Here is a 22,001-nt window from a genome sequence, read left to right as displayed (position 1 = left end):
AAGCATCCCATGCTACAGCACAACTCCGACCTCAAAAGTAAGATCGACCAGCTCTGGAATAAATTCTGGAGCGGTGGCATTAGCAACCCGCTCACCGCCATCGAGCAGATCACCTACCTGCTGTTTATGAAACGGCTGGATGAGTTGGATCTTAAGAAGCAATCCGATGCCGAATGGTGCGGGGAGAAATATACCTCTAAGTTTGCAGGACTCTGGATACCTCCCGAATATCGCAGTCAACCGGATAGCCACAGATATGCGATTAATAAGACCAGTCTGCGCTGGAGCGAATTCAAGCGCATGCAGGCCGAAGAGATGCTGCAGCATGTGCAGGGCAAGGTGTTCCCTTTTCTCAAGGACCTGAACGGCGCCGAATCCAACTTCACCCACCACATGAAGAACGCGGTCTTCATCATCCCCAAGCCCGCCCTGCTGGTGGAAGCGGTGAAGACTATCGACGACATCTTCGAGGTAATGGAGCGCGACTCGAAAGAAAAAGGCCAGGCCTTCCAGGACATCCAGGGCGATGTCTACGAGTTCCTGCTGTCCGAGATCGCCACCGCCGGTAAGAACGGCCAGTTCCGCACCCCGCGCCACATCATCAAGCTGATGGCCGATCTGGCGCAGCCGCAACTGGGCCACAAAATCGCCGACCCGGCCTGTGGTTCCGGCGGCTTCTTGCTTGGCGCTTACCAGTACATCGTGACACAACTCGCCATCAAAGCAGGCAGCAAAGACTTGCCCCTTGATGAAGATGGCTTCGTGCGCACATCGGTTGCTGCTACGCTCACCGACAAGGCCCAAGCCATTCTTTCTAGCTCTCTGTGGGGTTACGACATCGACCAGACCATGGTGCGCCTCGGCCTCATGAACCTGATGATGCACGGTATCGACGAGCCGCACATCGACTACAAAGACACCCTCAGCAAGAGCTACACCGAGGAAGCCGAGTACGACATTGTGCTGGCCAACCCGCCCTTCACCGGCAGCATCGACAAGAGCGACATCAACGAGCACCTGCAACTGGCTACCACCAAGACCGAGCTGCTGTTTGTCGAGAATATCTACCGCCTGCTCAAGAAGGGCGGCACCGCCTGCGTGATCGTGCCGCAGGGCGTGCTGTTTGGCTCCGGCGGGGCCTTCAAGACGCTGCGCCAGATGCTGGTGGAGCGTTGCGACCTCAAGGCTGTGATCACCCTGCCCAGCGGCGTGTTCAAACCCTATGCCGGGGTCAGCACCGCCATTCTGCTGTTCACCAAGGTCTGGGGGCCGAAAGACAAGGTGAGCAAAGCCGCCACCGAACACGTCTGGTTTTACGAAATGGCAGCCGACGGCTATTCACTAGACGACAAGCGCAGCAAGCAGGAAGGCTACGGCGACCTGCAAGAAATCATTACCAGATATCACACCCGCGATGCCGCCACTGATACCGACCGCACCGCTAGGTGCTTCATGGTGCCGCGCAGCGAGGTTGCCGACGAGAAGAACAACTACGACCTCTCGCTCTCACGCTACAAGCAGGATGTCTTCGAGGAGGTGCGCTACGACGCGCCGGGAGTGATTTTGGATCGTCTGATCCAGGCCGAGGTGGGGGATGTAGACGAAGCGGATCTCGCCAATGTGCGAAGCGGCATCGTGCGCGAGCTGCTGGCGTTGAAGGGGGTGGTGGGATGAGCTGGCCCCTTAAACCTCTCGGCGAGATCTTGGAACTGTCAGGCCGCAACCGTGCTGGCGATCAGGATTTGCCAGTCCTTTCGATCACCATGAAGCATGGCTTGGTCGATCAGGCAGACAAGTTCAAGAAGCGCGTTGCCAGTTCAGACACCTCGAACTATCGCGTTGCATACAAGAACGAATTGGTTGTCGGCTTCCCGATTGATGAGGGTGTCCTCGGTTTTCAGACGAAATATCCAGCAGGAATCGTTAGTCCGGCGTATGACATTTGGAGGCTGAAAAACGGATCAGATTCCCACATCCCCTACCTTGAGCGATATTTGCGGTCGGCGCAGGCAAGGGGCTTATACGCCTCGCGCATGCAAGGTGCCGTTGCACGGCGGCGCAGCCTGACGAAGATGGATTTTCTCAACCTAGAAATTCCGTTCCCGCCCCTAGACGACCAAATCCGCATTGCCCATCTGCTCGGCAAAGTTGAAGGACTGATCGCTCAGCGCAAACAACACCTGCAACAGCTCGACGACCTGCTCAAGAGCGTGTTTCTAGAGATGTTCGGTGACCCGGTGCGGAATGAGAGGGAGTGGGAAAAACCTGAGCTGAAAGCCTTCGGCAAGATTTCGACTGGCAATACGCCGCCGAGAAATGAAGCTGAAAACTACAATGGTCAATTCATCGAATGGATCAAGACGGACAACATCACGGGTGATGCCGTTTTCGTTACGCCTGCCGCCGAGCACCTTTCGGAGCTTGGAGCAAAAAAGGCCAGAACAGTTACTGCGGGCGCCTTGCTCGTTGCCTGTATCGCAGGCAGCGTCGAATCGATCGGGCGTGCAGCGCTGACGAACAGGACGGTGTCCTTCAATCAGCAGATCAATGCAATCCAGCCTGGCGAGGATGTCAACTCTCTGTATTTGTATGGTTTGCTCAAGCTGTCTCGGGCTTACATACAGAGCCATGCCACGAAGGGGATGAAGAAGATTCTGACAAAGGGGGATTTTGAGAAGATCACGATGATCAAGCCACCCTTTGAAATCCAGAATCAATTCGCTGCCATCGTAGAAAAGATCGAAGCCCTCAAGTCCCGCCTCCAGCAAAGCCTCACCGATCTCGAAGCTCTATACGGTTCCCTGAGCCAGCACGCATTCAAGGGCGAGTTGGATTTATCGCGGGTGGACTTACCTGCCGCGCCCATCGAAGGAAAAAGTCTGATGGCCGCCGCCATGCCTGCGCCCATCACCACGCCGGTGATCGAACTACCCGATACCGATTTACTGCTGCCAGCACTGGAAAACAGCACGCAGCTTCCTCCGCTGCTGCACTTCTGGCTGGAGGCTTATTGTTCGCGGTTGGGCAGTGCCGCTTTCTCCCTCGAACGCTTTATCACCGCCGCGCAAACCCGGCTGGGCGAACTGCACCCGGACAATGATTTCGAACTGGGCGCGAGCGACTACGAACAGATCAAAACTTGGGTGTTCGAGGCACTGAGCACCGGCCGTCTTGCTCAGGCGATAAACGTCAGCCACTACGACGAGGAAACTGGCGCACCAGTCTTCGGAAACATGATTGAGCTAAAGGCCAGTCAGACATGAAACTACTGCGCCTCAAGATCACCGACCCGGACGGTTTCCGCAGCCTGCCCTGCGGGTTTGAGCACCACTTCCGCACCGAGTTGAGCTTGCAGGACGAGCTGGCGCAAGCGAACGACTTTGCGCCCTTCGTTTGCGCTGGGCCCAATGGCAGCGGTAAATCCAACCTGCTCGAAGCGCTGGCGGCTATCTTCTTTCAGTTGGAAGTGCTGCGCGTGCGCCGCAGTTTTCTGCCCGAAGCCTTGCAGGACGAGGCGCCAGATGTTTCGCCCGTCGCCTATGAACTCGAATACTTGATCAAGCTGTCAGAGGAATACAGAACCTCCGGTAGTCCGAGGTTCGCCCACGTAGTCGTGATCAAGGAAGCGGGAGGGTCACCCTGGCTACGTTGGGAGAACAACGACGCATTTCCTTCCGAGGGCTTTGTTTCTAGTCGTCTGACCGATGAAGAGCGCGACCTTCTGTTGCCGCAATACGTGCAGGGTTATTCCTCGGGCGAGAACGAGATCCTCAGCCTGCCGTTCTTCAAGATGCGTTTCGTGCAGTTCGACGAGTACTGGAATGCACTGACCCGGCAACTGAGCTACCCCGGCCACCCGGAGACACGGCTGGCCTATCTGGACAGTGGATTCAGTCAAGCCATTCTGCTGTGCAACCTGCTGTTTCAGGACGAGGCCACACTGAAGCCTTTCCGCGAGGATGTGGGTATCGACGCATTGCGGGAGTTCCGCATCATCCTGCGTCGCCGAATTCCCATCGACGCAGTGCAACTGGAAGCCTTCGATCCCGCTGATGAAGATCAGAAGCGCGAACGACGAAATCGAATACAAGCGGAAGCTCGAACACGCGGACTCTCAGAGTCTGAGATTAGCCAATCGGTTGATGATTGGGTTCGCCGCGAGATCATCAAAGGCAATCCCGCGCTCTCGGAAACTGATGAGCCGGGAAGTACGCGCTATCGCCTGAACTTGCTGCAGTTGCTGGAGGGTGACGAGAGGTCCTCGCTGGTGGTGAGCGCCCTCAAGCGTTGTGCCACGCTCAATTACGTCGACGACGCCACCGATACGCTGGTGCTTGACTACTGGGTCAATGAGACGACCCGGCAGGCATTCCGCGAGAACTTCGATGGCTCGGCGCTGGCGCTGTTCCAGGCGTTTCAGGTGCTGTTGACGCTCAACCTGTATGCCGTCAGCGAGGTTCTGAAGGCCGATCTCTACACCTCGACCAGCCACTACGTCAGCGAGACGGTACCAACCCTGGCATCCGACCAGCGCATCATGCGCTTCAAGTTCGTGCGCTTCACCAAGCAGGGCGTGGCGCAACCGATAATGCTCAAGGAGTTGTCGGACGGCGAGCATCAATTGCTGCACAGCCTCGGACTTTGCCTGCTCTTTCGTGACACCAACAGCCTGTTCCTGCTCGACGAGCCAGAAACGCACTTCAACCCGGACTGGCGCGCCAATTTCATCAGCCGCTTGCGCCAGTGCCTGCTGGGAAATGGTGAATGCGCGCAGGAAATGCTGATCACCACCCACACGCCATTTCTGATCTCCGATAGCAAGCCGGAGAAGGTGTTGGTGTTTGCCAAGGACAAATCCAGTGGCAAGGTCAGCATCAGCCACCCGCCGTACAACACGCTGGGCGCGTCGATCAACAAGATCACCATGAACACCTTCGGCAAGCGCGAAACCGTTGGCGGCCATGCGCAGTCCTTGTTGGACGCCTTGCGGGCCCGCTTTGAACAGGGCACCGAAGATAAGGAAGCCCTGATCACGGAGATTTACCAGCAGCTTGGTGACTCGGTGGAGAAAGTGCTGTTGATCAAGGCCATTCTTGACGGCGCTCAGTCAGGCAATGGGGAGGAGCACGGCTGATGTTGTTCTCGTATACCTATGTGCCGCACCAGATGGAGAAAATGCAACGGTTCGTCAACTTCATTTTCTATCAAGTGTGGTGCCGAGCGCCGAAGGCAGGGTCATTTGACTTGAGCCTGTTTGATGCCAATCGGTCACTTAAAGAGGTGATGACATCTTTTGCGTATGATCATACCCAAGCAGGGGATCGCTTTTCGAGTCAAGTTCAGGCCATATACCAAAGTTTTTCTAAACTGTCTCGATCAGAAATCGCACAATTCAAACGGTGGTATAGCGGTAATAACGACCTGGAAAAGGTGTGCGCCAATGATCCGGCAACACACCTCGCCCGTTATACCGATATAGCCGCTAATCACGAAGACCTTGCCGCTCAACTCGGTATCTTCTTCAAGGGACTGTATTCGCAATCCCTTCTGGATCTCGCTGCGCTGCGCACCAAGATCGGTGATATCGACGATCACTATCAAAGATTCGTACAGACCAATAAGGCTGGGAAATGCCCGTTTTGTGGTGTCAACGATCTCCTAGGCGAATACCACAACAAGCGCGAAGCCTACGACCACTACTTGCCTAAGGTGTTGTACCCGTTTAACTCTATCAACTTCCGAAACCTTGTCCCGGCTTGTCACCACTGCAACAGCAGCTACAAGACCAGCAAGGATCCCGCCTACACCCCCAAAGACCCCGCTAGAGCAGTTCAACGTCGTGCCGTTTTCTACCCTTACAAACCAGCAGCGCAGTCCATCGAGCTACAAATCACTTTGCAGCACTCGGACATCGCTAGGCTGACCTCGGCCGATATCACCCTGCAATTTGGCCCCGCCGTTGTTGCTGAAGAGATCGACACATGGAAGGACGTGTACGGCATCGAAGAGCGCTACAAGGCCAAACTCTGTGGAGAAAATGACGGTAAGTACTGGCTAACGCAAATTCTAGATGAATGGGAAAACAAGGAACGCACACCTGAGGACTATATGCGTACACTACGCAGACAGGCAAAGACAAGGCCTTTTGCAGAATGTAACTTCCTCAAAATGCCATTCTTGGAAGCATGTGGGCAAGCAGGTTGCTTCGTAAAAAGATCATGAGTGACATTAAACTATTCCACCTGACCAATAGCCAAGCTACCGAACTACCCGGCACTGCTTCAGACCTCGAAAAGCCGCTACAAACGCTGATCGAACGCAACCTGGAGACGCTGCTTGGCATCCGCTTTGGGGCGTCGGAGTACACCACCGGTAAAACCCACGGCGGGCGCATCGATACGCTGGGGCTGGACGAAAACCACTGCCCGGTCATCATCGAATATAAACGCTCGCAGTCGGAAAACGTCATTAACCAAGGGCTGTTCTATCTGGATTGGCTGATGGACCATCGGGCCGAGTTCAAGCTACTGGTGTTGGAGCGTTTTGGTAAAGCCGCTGCTGATGCCATTGATTGGAGCGGGCCGCGCCTGATCTGTATTGCGGCCAATTTCACCAAGTATGACGCCCACGCCGTGCAGCAGATCAACCGACAGATTGAGCTAGTGCGCTACCGGCTGTTTGGCGATGACTTGTTGCTACTGGAGGCGGCTAATACGCCGAGTACTCAGCCCAGTAGCCGAGCTACTGCGCCATCCCCGCAAAGCAGCAAGCCTCGAAACGGGGACAAAAGTGTGGCAGAAATCTATGCCGAGCTTAGCCCAGGCATGCTTGAGTTATTGGCGACGGTAGAAGCACATATTTTTTCGCTAGGTGATGATGTACAGCGAAAAGAGCTGAAACTGTACTATGCCTACCGTCGCCTGAAGAATTTTGCCACGCTGGTACTACAGAAAGGCCGCCTCCTGCTGTACCTGCACTTACCGCCCAACAGCGAGACCCTTCCCGTCAATGCCCGTGATGTCTCGCAGGTTGGTCATTGGGGTACGGGGGATATCGAACTGAGTATCAGCAATCAAGCAGAGTTTGACCTAGCCAAATCGCTGATAATCAAGGCCTACGAACGCTGATATGTCATTGGCTATCCATGTTGTGGTCACCGCAAGATCTTTGGAGTGGACGGAGAGGGCTTTGGCTAGCCTCTCTCAAAACCATGAGGGTCCACCTAAATTCTGAATAAGGAAACACTGTAGCCTCCGCTGTGGCGTTTCCACATTCATATTTCCCCTCCCATAGCCAAGCGTGCCACCCCGCCACGTCCCGCCCCCAGCCCTCCAAGCTACCTAGATGTGTCCCCAACACCTACACCTGTCCTTTAGTCCAAGAGAACGCACTTCCAGACCACTCCGGCTTGTGACTGTCGTCCTAACTTCATAAAATTTCAGGCTTATTTTCAATGTCATACCGCCGCTTGGCGGTGTTTTCGTTTGGAATGCCGATGGACCTGAATGCACTGTTGGCCAGCTTTGCTTCCGCCTTTGGCCAAGACAACCGGATGTTGACCTTGCAGCTTGGAGAGGGGCAGTTTGCCGCCGAACAGCTGCTGCCGCTCAGCCTGGAGGGCGAGGAGGGGGTTTCCCAGCCTTATCACTATACGCTGACCTGCTTGTCGCCAGACGGCAATATCCCGCTGAAGACCTTGCTGGGCCAGCCAGCGCGCATAGGCATTCAGGGCGTGGAGGGTGGGGAGGCGATCCGTTGCGGCGTGGTCAGCCAGGCCAGTTTGGCGGGGTCGGACGGCGGCTTTGCCCGCTATCAACTGGTCATGGACGCGCCGTTCGCCTTGCTGCGCCATCGCAGGACTTCCCGTGTATTCCAAGACCTGTCCGTGCCGGACATCGTCAAACAAATCCTCAGTGAACATCAGCAAGCCAACCCCATCTTCGCCCGCGTGCAAACGTTGGCCTTGCAGCTCAAGCCGGCCACGCCGCGCAGCTATGCGCTGCAATACCGCGAGAGCGATTACGATTTCATCGTCCGCCTGTTGCATGAAGAGGGTTACGCCTGGCGTTTCCGCCACTTGGAGGCGGACGGGCCGCGGGTGGAGCTTGCCATCTTTGACGATGCCCACGCCTTGCCGGCCTCCCCGCTGCAGCGGGTGCGCTTCCACCGCAGAGACGCCACCGAGGAAGAGGACGGCCTGACGGGCTGGGAAGCCGCGCGCCAGATTGTGCCCGGCGCCAGCGCGCTGGCCAGTTACGATTACAAGCCGGTGCTCACCCAGCAAGGCGGGGAAGCCAGCCGGGTGGAGCAGGGCCAGTTTGGTCAGGCCTTGCAAAGCAGCCTGGGCCATTACGATGCGCCGGGCCTGTATTACGCCGGGGACGAGGAGCAGCTGGGCCGCTATGCCGTGCTGCGGCAACAGGCCAACGATTTGCAGGCCAAGACCTTCAGCGGCAGCGGCGCGGTGCGCGGCTTGCTGCCGGGTGAGTGGTTCCGTCTGGACGACCACCCCGCGCATGAGGACGACGCGGAGGAGAAACGCCAGTTTGTTGTCACCGGCCAGCGCTTTCAGGCGCGCAACAATTTGCCGCGGGATCTGGCGCAGCACTTGGGCGCGGAGGCGGATGCCGCGCCGTTCAGCGCCGCCATCCAGGCCCAGCGCCGCGGTATTCCGCTGACGCCGGCTTATGCCGGAACCGCTCACGCCAAACCCACCAGCCTGGGCGTGCAAACCGCCACCGTGGTGGGGCCGGCCAGCGGGGATGCCGGGGCGGAGAGCTCAGGAGAAGTGCATACCGACGAGCACGGTCGCATCAAGATTCAATTCCATTGGCAGCGCCCGGAAGAGCATCCCGGCATCGGCGCGGGCATGGACGACAAGTCCTCCTGCTGGGTGCGGGTGGCGATGCCGTCCGCCGGCGCCGGCTGGGGCCATCAGTTTCTGCCGCGCATCGGCCAGGAAGTGCTGGTGGACTTTATCGAAGGCGATATTGATCGCCCGGTGGTCAGGGCCGTGGTCTACAACGGCAGCCATCCCGCGCCGGACTTCAGCGGCGCCGGCAGCCTGCCGGCCAATAAGACGCTGTCCGGCATCAAGTCAAAAGAGCATCAGGGCGGTGGCTATAACGAGCTGCTGTTCGACGACACCCCCGGCGAAGTACGCGCCAAGCTGTCCAGCGAGGCGGGCAAGACCCAGCTCAACCAAGGCTTCCTCACCCACCCGCGCAGCAACGGCCAGGCCCAGCCGCGCGGCGACGGTTTTGAGCTGCGGACGGACCAGCACGGCGCCATCCGTGCCGCCCACGGTCTGCTGCTGTCCACGGAGGCGCAAGGCGGAGGCGCGGACAAGCAGCTGGTGCGGGAACAGGCCAACAGCCAGCTACAAGCGGCGGTGGCCTTGAGTCAGGCGCTGGCCGAAACCGCCGCCACGCAGCAGGCCGACACCATGGAAACCGGGCCGGACGGCATTGGCGACGACAACGCCAGCAGCGGCAAACGGGAACAAGGCCATGTGCTGCACCAGTTGCAGGCGCTGGAGGCCTGGGAGGCCGGTAGCAATACCGATCCAGACAGCAAAACCGCGAAAGAACAGGCTGGCCAGCAAGCCTTGCTGGTGCTGTCCGCGCCGGCCGGCATTGCCAGTCTGTCAGGGCAAAGCCAGACCCTGGCCGCGGAAACCCATCTCAATCTGGTGGCGCAGCGCGACGCCAATCAGAGCAGCGGCCGGCGCTGGATTCATAACGTCGGCAAGCACATCAGCCTGTTCGTGGCCGGCGTGGCGGATCAGGTGGCGATGAAGTGGATAGCCGCCAAGGGCAAGATTCAGTTGCAGGCGCAAAGCGACAGCATTGAGCTGACGGCGGACAAGGACGTCACCATCACCTCCTGCAAGGAACGCATCACCATTGCGGCCAAGGACGAGATTCTGCTGACCAGCGGCGGCGGTTATATCCGCCTCAAAGGCGGGGATATCGAAGTGCACTGCCCGGGCACGGTCAGCATCAAGGGCAGCAGTCATGTATTGAGCGGGCCGGCCAGCGTCTCCATGCCCATGCCGGCCATGCCAAAAGGCTACCAACGCAGCTATATCCTGCAGGATGAAAAGACGGGTGAGCCGCTGGTGGACAAGGCTTACCGGCTCAAGCTGCCGAATGGCCGTGTGATTCCTGGTTACACCGACTGGGAGGGCAGAACCAGCACTGCCTTCACTCCAAGTTCCCAGCCGGTCAAGCTTGAGGCGCCCAAGCCTCCCGTCGAGCAGGAGTACACCTTGTATGGCTACGGCACCGGTCAGGCAGAACGCGGGCTGCAATTGAAAGACGACAATGGAGAGAATGCTTGATGGCCAACTATCAACCCGCCGGCGGCACGATGACCATCGTGGAAGAGCGCCCCGAGTATGCAATGCTGCCTCACCCGGGCAATAAGCCCTATCTGACCGAGAAGGCCGACGTGGCGATTCTGTCGCCCAAGTCCGTAGGGGCGACCAGTAAAAAGACCGGCCGCACCTACCAGCTCAATATGCGGCAAATCACCATGTCGATCCTGATTCGTCTGGATGAAAACAGCCACGATTACAAGTGGTTTTATAAGGCGGAAGTCAACTTCGATATGACCCGCAATCCCCCAACGCCCTTTTTGAGTCCAAGTCGCCGAGAAGACGGACCAAACCGGCGACACACTATTACCCCTTCCCCAAAGGTTTGTCGAAGGGCTATTTACGACGGCCGGACCTGGTGATTGTGAAGGACAAGGAAACTCGTTGGCCGGGGCGCGCAGCCCCCGATCATGACGGCGCACCGCATGGGGACAATTTGGCTCGGGTGGCGGAGGTGAAATTTCCTGGGGATACGCTTACTCGAGACCAGCTTGATGCCTACATCAGCATCGCAGGTGAGCGTAGTCGCTTCACAGTGTTGGATGTGATCGATAAAAGGAAGAAAAAAGTCCCCGAGCCCAAAAAGGTGCCGGTCTTCAGCCCGCAACCGCAGGCCAAGCCCAAATCGCAAACCCAACGAGTACCCGCGCCGATCTACAGCCCGGTTCCGGTAAAGACTCCAGGTTACCTCCAGGATTGGGGCACGCAGTTGCAGCGTGGAGTTGCCGAAGTATGGTCGGATGCGAAGAAAGGCATGCAGGGCTTGGCTGAAGATACCCAAGCCTGGCTGGAAAAAGAGGCTGCTTGGCTGTTAGAGTCAGGTCGCTGGGTCCGGGATAAGTCCAAAAAAACTTGGACTTGGGTCAATGCGCAGGGGAAAGCGCTGGTCCGCTGGACCGAGGAGCAGTTGAAAGCCGCGTGGGCCAAAATTGAGCGTTATTGCGACATTGCCTGGAATGAGATTAGCCAGATTCAGTGGGGCAGATTCTGCTTAATGTCGGCAAGGTTGTGGTGGGCATCGTGTTGGTGGTGGCGGCCGTTGCCTTGATGGTGATGGCATTGCCTGCCGAGTTGGTCGCGGCCTTTATTGCCTGCGTCGCCATACTGGGAGGCGCCACGGTTTCAAGCAACGATACACCACTGATGGCATGAGTTAGGAATGGCGAAATGGAACAAGTAGAAATGCCGCGGCAATTACAGCGGCTACAACAATACCAAGATGAGCTTGTTTGGACCCTGGGCACGGATGATGCCATTGTGGTGCGACCAGGTCTGATTGCCACTTTTTTCTTTGAGGGCGGCAGCTCGATTGCGGTACGTGAAAAAATAGTGGAGTGTTTTGATTATTTCCATGGCCAGTTTGGTCCCCATCTAAAAGGAAAACAAATTGGTTCCGGCAACTATACCAAGATGTCCAAAAATGGTTATGCCGCCAATAGGAATGCCGCTCTTGCCAATGTTGACCCGCATAATGCGTTGGAGTGGACGTTAAGCTCAGAGTCCACTCAGGAGAGGGCTCCCGCCTATGCCATGCAGTGTCTGACACGACGAGAACTACACGAAACGTGGGGGCATAAATCCTATTTGAAGTTCACTCTGCCGCATACCTTATTGTTTGAGAAAAACGGCACCTCTATTTATCAGAATTTAGTTCAGTTTGTTTGTAATGCTCTCTCCCCCGTTCATGGCTATGGCGGCCTATCGCCAGTCCTACCTTATGACTTTGACCGCTACTTGCCCAATGAGTACGAACTGGCGCAGCGTTTCATTGGGCTGGATGTGGACAGCATGTCGTTTTCTGCCGGTGCGCACGAGTTGCAAAACCATATCAAAGGCGCCAACTGGCTCACCATTTTGGGGAGTCAGTTCATTCAGAAATTGGGAGGAGAAACATCACTCCGCGCTCAGCTAGCAAGCTGGCCGAATATCGTTCTGAGCACCTACCCTGGTGGCTTGATTATCCAAGCCGGAGAGTACCCTGACCTTGGCGCACCGGAAGACGGCGCCCCCATTTCCTATGTGGCAGTGAATCATGTAGTGAAACCAATTCGCACCACGGAACCAGGCTCCCTGCATTACCACCTGCCTCAACAGAATGGGTTCGACAAGTCTGAAACCGTGAGCTGGTATGCGCGCTTTGACGGTATCCCGTTGCCGGAGGGGCAACCGCTACCGGCACAAGCAGTACATGGGGGGCGATGCGAGGCCGGTAAGCCTTGCCCTGAGAGTGGGCATTGGTGGACGCCCGCTGTGGAGAATTCTCGGCAATATTTCACCCAAGGTGAGCTTATGCCTGATTTCTCGAGCTCAACGTATGGCAGCACGATCTGGTATCGAGAACCGGTCTCCGGCGCCAGATGAGCCATTGAAGAGGAACGCTTAAGCATCCGCAGGCATGCAGATGGGGTAGGGATGGAGCAATGGAGCAAGTAGAAACTCCACGACAATTACAGCGACTACAGCAATACCAAGATGAGCTGGTTTGGACCCTGGGCACGGATGATGCCATTGTGGTGCGCCCAGGGCTGATTGCCACTTTTTTCTTTGAGAAGGGCTGCACAGTTGAGGTCAGGGCAAAGCTCATCGAGTGCTTCGACAGCTTCTACTCCCTCTTTGGTGCGAAGCTAAAAGGGCAGAAATACATGGATGCCAAAACCAGGAAAATGGGCGCATCCGATTATCAGAAGTCCAAAGACAAGATCTTGGCCATCACTGACCCGCACGAGCGGATTGAGTGGTTTGTCAGTAGCGAAGCCGTGCCGGACTTGGCTCCGGAATACTCGGTTTCCTGCTTGACGCAGCAAAGCATTCACGAAGGCTGGGGCGATAAGTCATTTTTCAAAATCGTGCTGCCCGCGGCCACTGTGTTCGATGAAGCAAGCCTTGGTCAGTACCAACAGCTGCTAGCCTTCATCTGTGACGCCTTACAACCGGTTCATGGTTATGGTGGCCTGTCTCCCATCCTGCCATATGACTATCATCGGTACTTGCCCAATGAGTATGAGCTTGCACAACGGTTTATCGGCTTGAATATCGACACCCGCTCCTTCAGCGCCGGAGGCTTCGAGTTGAAGAGTCATATCAAGGGCGCAGACTGGTACACGATTCTGGGAAATGAGTTCGTAGAGCAGTTGGATGGCGAAGAAGTGATTCGCGCTAAGCTAGCGCCCTGGCACGATATTTCCATACGCCGATATACAAGCGGACTGATGATTCAGGCGGGCCCATACCCTGACTTGGGCGCGCCTAATGCCCGCCCTCCGGAGCCCTATGTGGTGGTCAGTCACTTGGTGAGATCGATACGCACCACGGAACCAGGCTCCCTGCATTACCACCTGCCTCAACAGAATGGGTTCGACAAGTCCGAAACCGTGAGCTGGTATGCGCGTTTTGACGATGCGACGCCGGTGCTCAGCCCACCCTCTCCCGCGCCGGCCGGTGCTTGAGCGGCGAGGCCGGGCTTCCCTAGATCAAGTTATGGCAGCACACTGTCTGGTATCGGCAGTGCGAGTAGCGGTGATCATTAGGCTTAGCTTGTAGGCGCAGTATTAATACGAAAAATGCGAAAGACAGTAAATGAATGCACGAGTGGATTTGAATAATCAGGATGTCACCTGGGAGACAAAAGAGCTTGTTGCGGACCCGGCTCGCTTGCTGGCGAGAATGCGGAGCGCGGGTTTGCCCTTGCAGGATGGCGTTGCCGGGGAGGTGGAGGGCGAGTCCGACGGCAGCAAGATTACGGCCTTGGTGGCGGTCAGCGCGGACCGTTTGGCGGCGATTGTCGCGTCGCCAAGCGGCTTGGCATACCGGCTGGAGCCGGAGATTATTGAGCAGGAGTGGTGGTCGTTTGCCGCTCGGTATTACTACATCGTGACGGGCAATCTGGCGGATCGGCAATTGCTGGCCGAGCATGCCGGCGTTGAGCTCAGCGCCGTCAAAGGTAAAACGATTTCCAGGAAGAAGCTGGCCGAGCCTTCCGGACTGACTCTGGACCAGTTGTTGGATCAGGCATGCCCGGAACTGGCGCAGCGGCAAGAATCGTTATTTGATTGATGGTTTTGGCTGTAACAGCATAGTCGGCAACGCCGCAGCGCCCGCTGCGGCGTTTTCACATCTACATCACTTCGGATATCTGCGTGAAGCCGGTCAGCAGTTCCTGGCGGATAGGTTCCAGCAGGGCGGCGATCTGTTCGCAATGAATTTGCCTGTCTTCTGGGCAGGCCAACAGCAGTGTCATGATTGCGTGCAGGCTTTGGTTGGCGGAGTGGATATGGACAATGCCCCGGATCAGGCCTTCATCGGCGAGGAGGTAGTACTTCTCCAGGTTTTGGGCGAGTGCGTAGAGGGTGTCTTGGTCGGCAGTGGCGAGACGCAGCAGTTTGATCTGCTCGTGCATGTTCTGCAGCAAGGACTGTTCCCGTTTGACGGCCGGGGCGTTCATATCCGTCCCTCCATGATGACCGGGGTGATACGGCGGTGGGGCTGACGGTAGATATTCAATATATTCACTATGGCCTCCACAAACATTTGCTTAAGGAAGCCTGCGCGGCACGCACGGAAGGCGTGGGCAGGCACATGACAAAGTGGGAGGACCGGCATATTAGCGGCAGCCCCGGAGGGCTCAATGCCATGCGCCCGCCCGGTTGTGGCTAACGCATGGACACGGCGAACCACGGCCAAGCGGTTCGTCCGAATATGCAAGTTGGGCCTCCCAGCCCATGGCTGCGTTATTTGGCGCAGCGCATGGGCAGAGTAAGGGGGCAAGGCCCAGCGTCAAGGCGGCGGCGGGCCGGGGTGGGGATTACAGCAGAAAGCCGCCCTTTACGGGCGGCTTTTGGCGTTGCAGCGCCGCGGCGCGGCGGTCATACGCCGGTTCTAAGAAGGCGTTTACGATCTTGCGAGCTAGAGCGAGACAGGGCGTTGCGGCTAAGAAAGCGGAATGTAGCTCCGGTACATGAGCATTTCGGAGCGGTGCCACCGTGTCACGTCTCACGACGCGCAGCAGATCGTCAATAGGTTCTAAGCCGCGTTCATGGCGGCGCCGGCCGGGGCCGTCACGGCGCCCAGGTCCTGGATGATGTCGTCAATCAGGCGGTCCAGCCGCTGGCTGTCGTGGTGGTGGGGCGTGGTGATCAGGTGGGCCGCGCCGCCGGATCTGGCCAGGCCGTGTTTGTTGCATACCGGTTCAGACGGGCTGGGGAAGACCACGGTGATGGAGTTCTTGCAGCGCCAGGCCTGGATGCCGGCGGACTGGAAACGGTCTATCGCGTATTGGGCCATGTCCAGGCAGTGGCGCACTTTGCGGCGCCATTCCGCCAGCGGCCGGCTCTTGATGGCCGCCCACAACATCATGGGGGTGTGACCGTTGCGGGAGCCGCTGATGGTTTGGTCGTTGGCGGAGATGTAGTCGATTTCCACGGAGATGCGCGACACATTGCTGCGTTTGGCCAGCACGATGCCGCACGGCATGGGCGAGCCTATCATCTTGTGGCCGGACACGCTGATGGAGTCGATGCCGTCGGCGAAGGAGTAAGGCTGCGGGCTGTCGACAAAGGGCAGGATCATGCCGCTGAGCGCGGCGTCCGCGTGCAGGTAGTAGTCCCGCCGCGGGATGCCGGCCTCAGCCAGCTTGTGCTGGATGACGCCGATGTCGTCCACGGCGCCTTTCATGGTGGTGCCGACGTTGACGAAGACGATGGGATGGCGCTCCTGGTCTTGCTGGATTTTGGCCACCAGGTCGTCGTAGTCGATTTCGCCGCTGGGCAGGGAATCCACCGCGCGGGATTTGATGCGCAGCAGCTTGATGATCTTGGCCACGGAGTAGTGGCTGTCCTTGGAGTAGTACAGGGTGGCGTCCGGGAACAGTTCGCGGGCGAGGTAGCAGCCGAACATATTGCCTTCGGTACCGCCGTTGGTCACGTAGCCCCAGCTTTGGTCAAAGGGGATGTGGAACAGTTCGGCGAAGAAGTGCATGACTTCGCGTTCGAAGTCGAAGGAATTCAGCAGGTAGTTGCTGCTTTCGTTCCAGTCGCCGCAGTTGTTGATGGAGAAGCGCAGGAAGCGGTGCAAGGGGGCGTAGTCGAAGTCGGCTGACTCTGGATAAGCGAGATTGAAATATTGGTGTTGCAAGCAGTACTGCCAAAAAGATTCGATACGGTTTTGGTCAAGTTGGGACAGCGACATGGGTGACTCCGTGGTTTCTCAGAACCTGTTCACGATCCGCTGCGCGGCGACGGGATAGTTTAGACAGGGCGTTGAGAACGCTTTCGAAATGCTCACGCACTCTGCGCGCATTCCGCTTTCTCGGCTGTTCTCGCCTTGTCTTGGCTTGTCTTGCAAGCAAGATCGTGAATGGGTTCTTGGTGGGTGGGTATTGCTGGTGTTCTTCCTTGTTGGCTGGGCGTGGGTTGGCGCCCGGTTTTGTCTGTTTTAGGGTTTTGTTAGTGGTTTTTAGTGCGTGTTTACGCTCTGGCGAGCAAGCGCGAGACAAGGCGAGAACAGCTGAGGAAGCGGCATGCACTCGTGGCGCATGAGCATTTCGAAGCCGTACTCACCGTGGGGCGTCTCACGACGCGCGGCAGGTCGTAAACAGGTTCTAAGGGCCGGTTCTGCGCGCCGGCCTCGGCCATGCTTCAAGCGTCCGCTTGCCGCGCGTCCAGCAGCGCTTCCCAGCCCGCCAGGGTGGGGGTGCGGCTCAGTTCTTCCGTGCGCACGGGGATGCCGCGGGCGTTGAGCTCCGCGGCCAGCGTCATCAGGCGCAGGGAATCCAGGCCGTAATACATCAGGTTTTCCGTGGGGTTCAGTTCCCCGTCTTCCGCCAGCAGCTGCCGCAGCCGGCCATGCAGCCATTGGCGCGGGTTGGCGGCTTTTGCTTGAGGCGCGCCGCCGGCTTGCGGCGGGGTGGTGCTGATTGCTTTTTCATTCGTCATGACGATTTCACCTGGATCATTGCATCACGCTAAAAATGTAAATTATAATCATTCGCATTTAGAGATGCCATATGGAGATGGAAGAAATGCAAGAAATCCATTTGTCAATTTTCATGGGTGCGCAATGAGAGAGCTGACTTCAATGCAGGCGGCCTGCTGGATGGGCCGGGGCGATCATTCCGATCTGGGTGGCGTCTCTGCGCATTTGTATGCGGAGTTCGACGGCCAGGCCATTGAGCTGCCGCGTTTGGTGGCCGCGCTGGCCCGGCTGGGCCGCGAGCACGCCATGCTGCGCGCCTGCGTAACGGCGGACGGCATGCAGGCGCTGGCGGCGGCGGACAAAGCGCCCCATCTGGAGGTGGAGGATTTCACCGCCTTGGAGGGCGAGGCGCTGGCGCAGCGCCTGGAAGCCAAGCGCCAGCAGTGGACTCATCAGCGGCTTGACCTGGCAACCGGTCAAGCCGTTCGTTTTTCCATCAGCCTGTTTGGCGCGGGCGATAGCCGGCTGCATGTGGACGCGGACATGATCGCCGTGGACCCGTCCAGCTTCCGCGTGCTGATGGAGGATTTGGCGCTGTTTTACGAATCCCCGGACGCGGAGACGCCGCCCACGCCGTCCTTCTTTGAGTGGTGCGACCGGGCGCGGGACGAGCCCTGGTTCAAGGCGGCCCGGGAGCGGGACCGCGATTGGTGGCGCGCGCAGTTGGCCGATATCGCGCCGGCGCCGTCCTTGCCGCGCCGGGAGGGGCCGGCGGGCGCGGCGTCCAGCCAGCGCTTGTGCGCCTGGCTGGCGCCGGAGCAGCGCCAGGCTTTGCGGCGGTTGGCCAAGGCGCAACGGCTGACGCTGTCCGGCCTGATGCTGGGCGTGTTCGCCCAGGCTTTAGGCGCGGCCACCGGGGACAGGCGCTTCCGGCTGAATGTGCCGGTGTTCTGGCGGCCGCCGCTGTTGGAGGGTGCGGAGCGCATCATCGGGGAGTTCGCCAATCTGGTGTTGCTGGATGTGGATTTGGACGCGGCGCCGACTTTGGGCGCGCTGTGCCGAAACCTGGCCGCGCAGTTGCTGGAGCGCGCCGGCCATTGCGCTTATCCGGGCGTCAATCTGATGCGGGATCTGTCCCGTCATCACCGCTCGCCGCAGATCGCGCCGGTGGTGTTCACCGCGGCGCTGGATATGCCGGGCGGGGAGTTGTTCTCGGAGCGGGTGCGGCGCGCCTTCGGCGCGATGAACTGGGTGATTTCGCAGGGGCCGCAGGTGGCCTTGGACGCGCAGATCGTCAGCGCGGACGGCGGGGTGTTGATCAATTGGGACATCCGCCTGGACGCCTTGCCGCAAGACTGGATCACGCAGCTGTTCAACGATTTCGTGGCCCTGGCCACCGCCGTGGCGGCGGACCCGGCCGCGCTGGAGCGCCCGCTGGCGCAGCCGGAGGCGGAAACGCCGCTGTCGGTGTTGCAGCAGGCTTACCTGTTGGGCCGCACCGCGCAGCTGCCGCTGGGCGGGGTGGCGATGCAGGAGTTCCGCGAATACCACGGGACGATGGACCCGGCGCTGCTGCGCGCCCGGCTGGGCGAGATGGCGCGGCGTCACGATTGCCTGCGCACGGTGATAGACGTTGCGCGCTTGCGGCAGCGGGTCCGCGCGCAGCCGCGGGTGAATCTGCGGGAGGTGGATTTGCGCGCCTTGTCGCCGGCGGCGGCCCTGGAGCGGGTGGCGGCGGCGCGCGAGGATTACGCCCACGCGCTGTTTGATCTGGAGCACGCGCCTTGGGAGCTGACGCTGTTCCTGCTGCCGGACGACAGCTTGACGGTGTTTGCGCGTTTTGATGCCTTGATTGTTGACGGCCGTTCCATCGCCGCGCTGATGCTGGAGCTGTTCCAGGGCGTGGCGGAGCCGAGCAGACCGGCCGCCGCCGCGGCGGCCGAGGCGTCCGCTGAAGCCCGCAAGGCGGACGCGCTGTATTGGAAAAACAAGCTGGCCGATTGCGGCGGCGCGCCGCGGCTGCCTTGGCGCAAGCCCTTGGATCAATTGGGCGTGGCGCGCTATGAGCGGCAAAGCCTGACGGTGAGCGCGGAGCGTTTCGAGCGACTGGGCAAGCTGGGCAACGGCCAACGCTTTTTCAAGAACACCACGGTGATGGCGCTGGTGTTGGAGGTGTTGTCGCACTGGCTGGACGAGGGCGGCTTGTGCGTGGCGGTGCCGGTGGCGCCGCTGCCGTCCGGCGGTTTCTCCAACCGTTCCAGCTTCATCGCGGTCACGTGGCAGGCGGGGCTGGACAGCCTGGCGGAGCGCGGCCGCCGCTTGCAGGCGGACGTGATGGAGGGCTTGCAGCACCTGGCCTTCTCCGGCGTGGACCTGGCGCGGATGTTGTTTGAAAGCCATGGCCCCGGCCCGGCGTTGCCGGTGGTGGTGACCAATGGCTTGTCGTGGCCAACAGCGGCGGACGGCGCCATGCGCCAGATCGGCGGGCTGACCCAGACGCCGCAGGTGGCGATGGATCTGCGCTTTTCCGCGCGGGCGGACGGCGCGCTGGTGTTTGACATCGATTACGCCCGTGACGCGCTGGAACCGGCGCTGGTGGGCGCGGTGCTGAGCGCGCTGGAGCGGGCCATCGAGCAGGTGACGGACAGCGGCGTGTTCGAGGCGCCGGCCGGCCGGATGCTGGATTACGGCCATTACCGGCTGAACAGAGTGGAAGCCGAGGCGCGGCGCGAGAATTTCCTCGGCCGCATCGCCGCCCATATCTTCGACCCGGACAACGCCCGGGTGGCGCTGATCAGCGGTCAGCGGCGGATACGCTACGGCGAGCTGGGCGAGGCGGTGTCCCGGGCGATGGCGGCGCTGAAGGCGCGCGGCGTCAGCGCCGGCCAGGTGGTGGCGGTGTGCCTGCCCCGCAGCCCGGAACACACCATCGTCACCCTGGCTTGCGCCTTCAGCGGCGTGATCTGGGTGCCGATAGACGCGGCGTCCCCGGAGGAGCGGCTGCGTTATTTGCTGGACAACTGCCGGCCGGACTTGGTGGTGGCGGCCCAGCCGCTGCCGACGGAGCATGCGCGGGCCACGCCGGAGCAACTGCTGGCCGAGCCCGCGCCGCTGGCCGCGCGCGGCGGCTGGCAGGCGCTGTCGCTGGGCGAGACGCCGGCGTATTACCTGTACACCTCGGGCACCACCGGCAAGCCCAAGTGCGTGGTGTTGTGCAACCGGGCCACGGCCAATGTCATTGGCTCCACGCTGGAGCATTGGCAGGTGAGCCAGCGCGACGTGTGCCTGTCGGTGACGCCGCTGCATCACGATATGTCGGTGTTCGACGTGCTGGGCAGCCTGACTGCCGGCGCCACCCTGGTGTTGCCGGAGGCGGGCGAGGAGAAGGACGCGGTGCGCTGGAACCAGCTGGTGGACGAGCACGGCGTCACGCTGTGGTGCACGGTGCCGGCCATGCTGGAAATGTTGCTGTCTTGCCGGCGGGACGGCGGGTTGCGAAGCCTGCGGCTGGTGGCCCAGGGCGGGGATTACATCAAGCCGTCCATCGTCGCGGATTTGCGCGCTGTTCTGCCGGCGGCGCGGCTGCTGTCCTTGGGCGGGCCGACGGAAACCACGATCTGGAGCATCTGGCACGACATCGTCGCGGAGGACAGCGCCAAGGTGCCCTATGGCCGGCCGCTGCCCGGCAACCGCTATTGGCTGCTGAACGAACGCGGCGAGCATTGCCCGGCCGGCGTGGCCGGACGCATTCACACCGCCGGCGTCAATCTGGCGCTGGGCTATCTGGAAAACGGCGAGCTGACCCAGCACGACTTCGTCACGGTGCGCGACGAGGCCGGCCAGCAGGCGCGCGCCTTCCGCACCAGCGACTGCGGCCGTTACCGGCCGGACGGGGTGATGATGTTCGACAGCCGGGTCAACGGCTACATCAAGGTGCGCGGGGTGCGGGTATCGCTGCCGGACATCGAGATGGAGCTGATCAAGCATCCGGCGCTGGCCCATGTGCTGGTGGTGGATGTGGGCGATGAACGGCAGGGGGAGTTGGGCATCGGCGCGCTCTACGTGGCCAAGCCCGGCGCAGAGGCGAGCGCGGCGGATCTGCGCGAGCATGCGCGCCGCGTCCTGCCGCAATCCCATGTGCCCACGCGTTTCTTACAGGTGGCGCAACTGCCTTTGTCGCAAAACGGCAAGCCGGACCGCCGCGGCGCGCGCGCCTTGTTGCAGGCGCCGGCCCATGCCCCGGCCCCGGAGCGCGTGGCGGCGCCCGCCGTTGTCGAGGCGCCGGCCGCGGCGACGCGGCACCGGCGTCCGGTGCTGGATATTTATCTGGGCGTGCTGGGGCGTTCCTATCAGGAGCTGGCCGACGAGCTGCTGGATTTCAGCAGCATGGGCTTGCTGCCCCAGCATCTGAAAGCCATTGCGGCGCGCCTGCGGGAAACCTTCGCCGTCGAGCTGTCGCCCGGCCAGCTGCTGCGTTGCCGCAATGTGGCGGATGTGGAGCGTTTGCTGGTGGCTGGCCAGTCTTAAGGGCTTGTTCACGATTTTTTAAGGGCAGGCAATGCCAAGGCATTGAATCCGCTGCGCGGATGATGGTTTGCATTGCCGGGGCTGCCCGGCGGGCAGGAAGGGGAATTTGCTCGGCCAAATTCCCCTTCACCCCAAAGGCCGCCCTGCAAGCCTGGCCTGCGGCTTCCCGCCGGATCCCGTCAGGCCC

At 59.8% G+C, this 22,001-nt stretch carries 15 protein-coding genes; 12 read left to right on the top strand and 3 right to left on the bottom strand.

Features of this window, described 5'->3' with window-relative positions:
- Positions 1–9: 9 nt before the first annotated feature.
- The 11 genes from HQN78_RS17840 (at position 10) to HQN78_RS17790 (ending at position 14,431) form a co-directional block, all read left to right on the top strand.
- Positions 10–1,674, top strand: a complete 1,665-nt coding sequence (locus HQN78_RS17840) for a class I SAM-dependent DNA methyltransferase (RefSeq protein WP_235085326.1) — start codon at positions 10–12, stop codon at positions 1,672–1,674.
- Complete coding sequence (locus HQN78_RS17835; RefSeq protein WP_235085323.1) at positions 1,671–3,263, top strand: restriction endonuclease subunit S; 1,593 nt, start codon at positions 1,671–1,673, stop codon at positions 3,261–3,263. Before HQN78_RS17840 ends, HQN78_RS17835 begins: the two co-directional genes overlap by 4 nt.
- Positions 3,260–5,134: a restriction system-associated AAA family ATPase gene (locus HQN78_RS17830; protein ID WP_235085320.1), complete on the top strand. Its 1,875-nt coding sequence runs from the start codon at positions 3,260–3,262 to the stop codon at positions 5,132–5,134. The genes HQN78_RS17835 and HQN78_RS17830 overlap by 4 nt, the downstream gene beginning before the upstream one ends.
- On the top strand, positions 5,134–6,222 hold the full coding sequence (locus tag HQN78_RS17825; protein WP_235085318.1) for an HNH endonuclease: 1,089 nt from the start codon (positions 5,134–5,136) through the stop codon (positions 6,220–6,222). Before HQN78_RS17830 ends, HQN78_RS17825 begins: the two co-directional genes overlap by 1 nt.
- Positions 6,219–7,127, top strand: coding sequence for a DUF5655 domain-containing protein (locus tag HQN78_RS17820; RefSeq protein ID WP_235085315.1), 909 nt, complete (start codon positions 6,219–6,221; stop codon positions 7,125–7,127). Before HQN78_RS17825 ends, HQN78_RS17820 begins: the two co-directional genes overlap by 4 nt.
- A 368-nt stretch (positions 7,128–7,495) precedes the next feature.
- Complete coding sequence (locus tag HQN78_RS17815; protein WP_235085313.1) at positions 7,496–10,342, top strand: type VI secretion system Vgr family protein; 2,847 nt, start codon at positions 7,496–7,498, stop codon at positions 10,340–10,342.
- On the top strand, positions 10,342–10,740 hold the full coding sequence (locus HQN78_RS17810; RefSeq protein WP_235085310.1) for a hypothetical protein: 399 nt from the start codon (positions 10,342–10,344) through the stop codon (positions 10,738–10,740). Before HQN78_RS17815 ends, HQN78_RS17810 begins: the two co-directional genes overlap by 1 nt.
- On the top strand, positions 10,737–11,426 hold the full coding sequence (locus HQN78_RS17805; protein ID WP_235085308.1) for a hypothetical protein: 690 nt from the start codon (positions 10,737–10,739) through the stop codon (positions 11,424–11,426). The genes HQN78_RS17810 and HQN78_RS17805 overlap by 4 nt, the downstream gene beginning before the upstream one ends.
- A gap of 119 nt (positions 11,427–11,545) precedes the next feature.
- Positions 11,546–12,739 carry a type VI immunity family protein gene (locus HQN78_RS17800; RefSeq protein ID WP_235085306.1) on the top strand — a complete coding sequence of 398 codons (1,194 nt, stop codon included), beginning with the start codon at positions 11,546–11,548 and terminating at the stop codon, positions 12,737–12,739.
- Positions 12,740–12,798: 59 nt separating this feature from the next.
- Positions 12,799–13,824 (top strand): type VI immunity family protein, encoded by a 1,026-nt coding sequence (locus tag HQN78_RS17795; RefSeq protein WP_235085305.1) that lies wholly within the window; start codon positions 12,799–12,801, stop codon positions 13,822–13,824.
- 130 nt (positions 13,825–13,954) lie between these two features.
- Entirely contained in the window at positions 13,955–14,431 is a 477-nt protein-coding gene (locus HQN78_RS17790) for a hypothetical protein (RefSeq protein ID WP_235085302.1), read from the top strand.
- Positions 14,432–14,492: 61 nt separating this feature from the next.
- Here the strand turns inward: HQN78_RS17790 and HQN78_RS17785 are convergent, their stop codons facing one another.
- The 3 genes from HQN78_RS17785 to HQN78_RS17775 all read right to left on the bottom strand — a co-directional run bounded on the left by HQN78_RS17785 (position 14,493) and on the right by HQN78_RS17775 (position 17,307).
- On the bottom strand, positions 14,493–14,819 hold the full coding sequence (locus HQN78_RS17785) for a hypothetical protein (protein ID WP_235085300.1): 327 nt from the start codon (positions 14,817–14,819) through the stop codon (positions 14,493–14,495).
- Between the two features lie 578 nt (positions 14,820–15,397).
- Positions 15,398–16,561, bottom strand: a complete 1,164-nt coding sequence (locus HQN78_RS17780) for a histidine decarboxylase (RefSeq protein ID WP_235085298.1) — start codon at positions 16,559–16,561, stop codon at positions 15,398–15,400.
- Between the two features lie 449 nt (positions 16,562–17,010).
- A complete protein-coding gene (locus HQN78_RS17775; RefSeq protein WP_235085295.1) occupies positions 17,011–17,307 on the bottom strand; it encodes a phosphopantetheine-binding protein in 297 nt (98 codons plus the stop codon).
- A 124-nt stretch (positions 17,308–17,431) separates the two neighbouring features.
- On the opposite strand from HQN78_RS17775, the gene HQN78_RS17770 reads away from it, so the two are divergent.
- Positions 17,432–21,814: an amino acid adenylation domain-containing protein gene (locus HQN78_RS17770; RefSeq protein ID WP_235085293.1), complete on the top strand. Its 4,383-nt coding sequence runs from the start codon at positions 17,432–17,434 to the stop codon at positions 21,812–21,814.
- Positions 21,815–22,001 lie beyond the last annotated feature (187 nt).

The organism is Chromobacterium sp. Beijing, assembly GCF_021496765.1.
Classification (GTDB): domain Bacteria; phylum Pseudomonadota; class Gammaproteobacteria; order Burkholderiales; family Chromobacteriaceae; genus Chromobacterium.
This window is presented reverse-complemented; position numbering and strand designations above follow the sequence as displayed.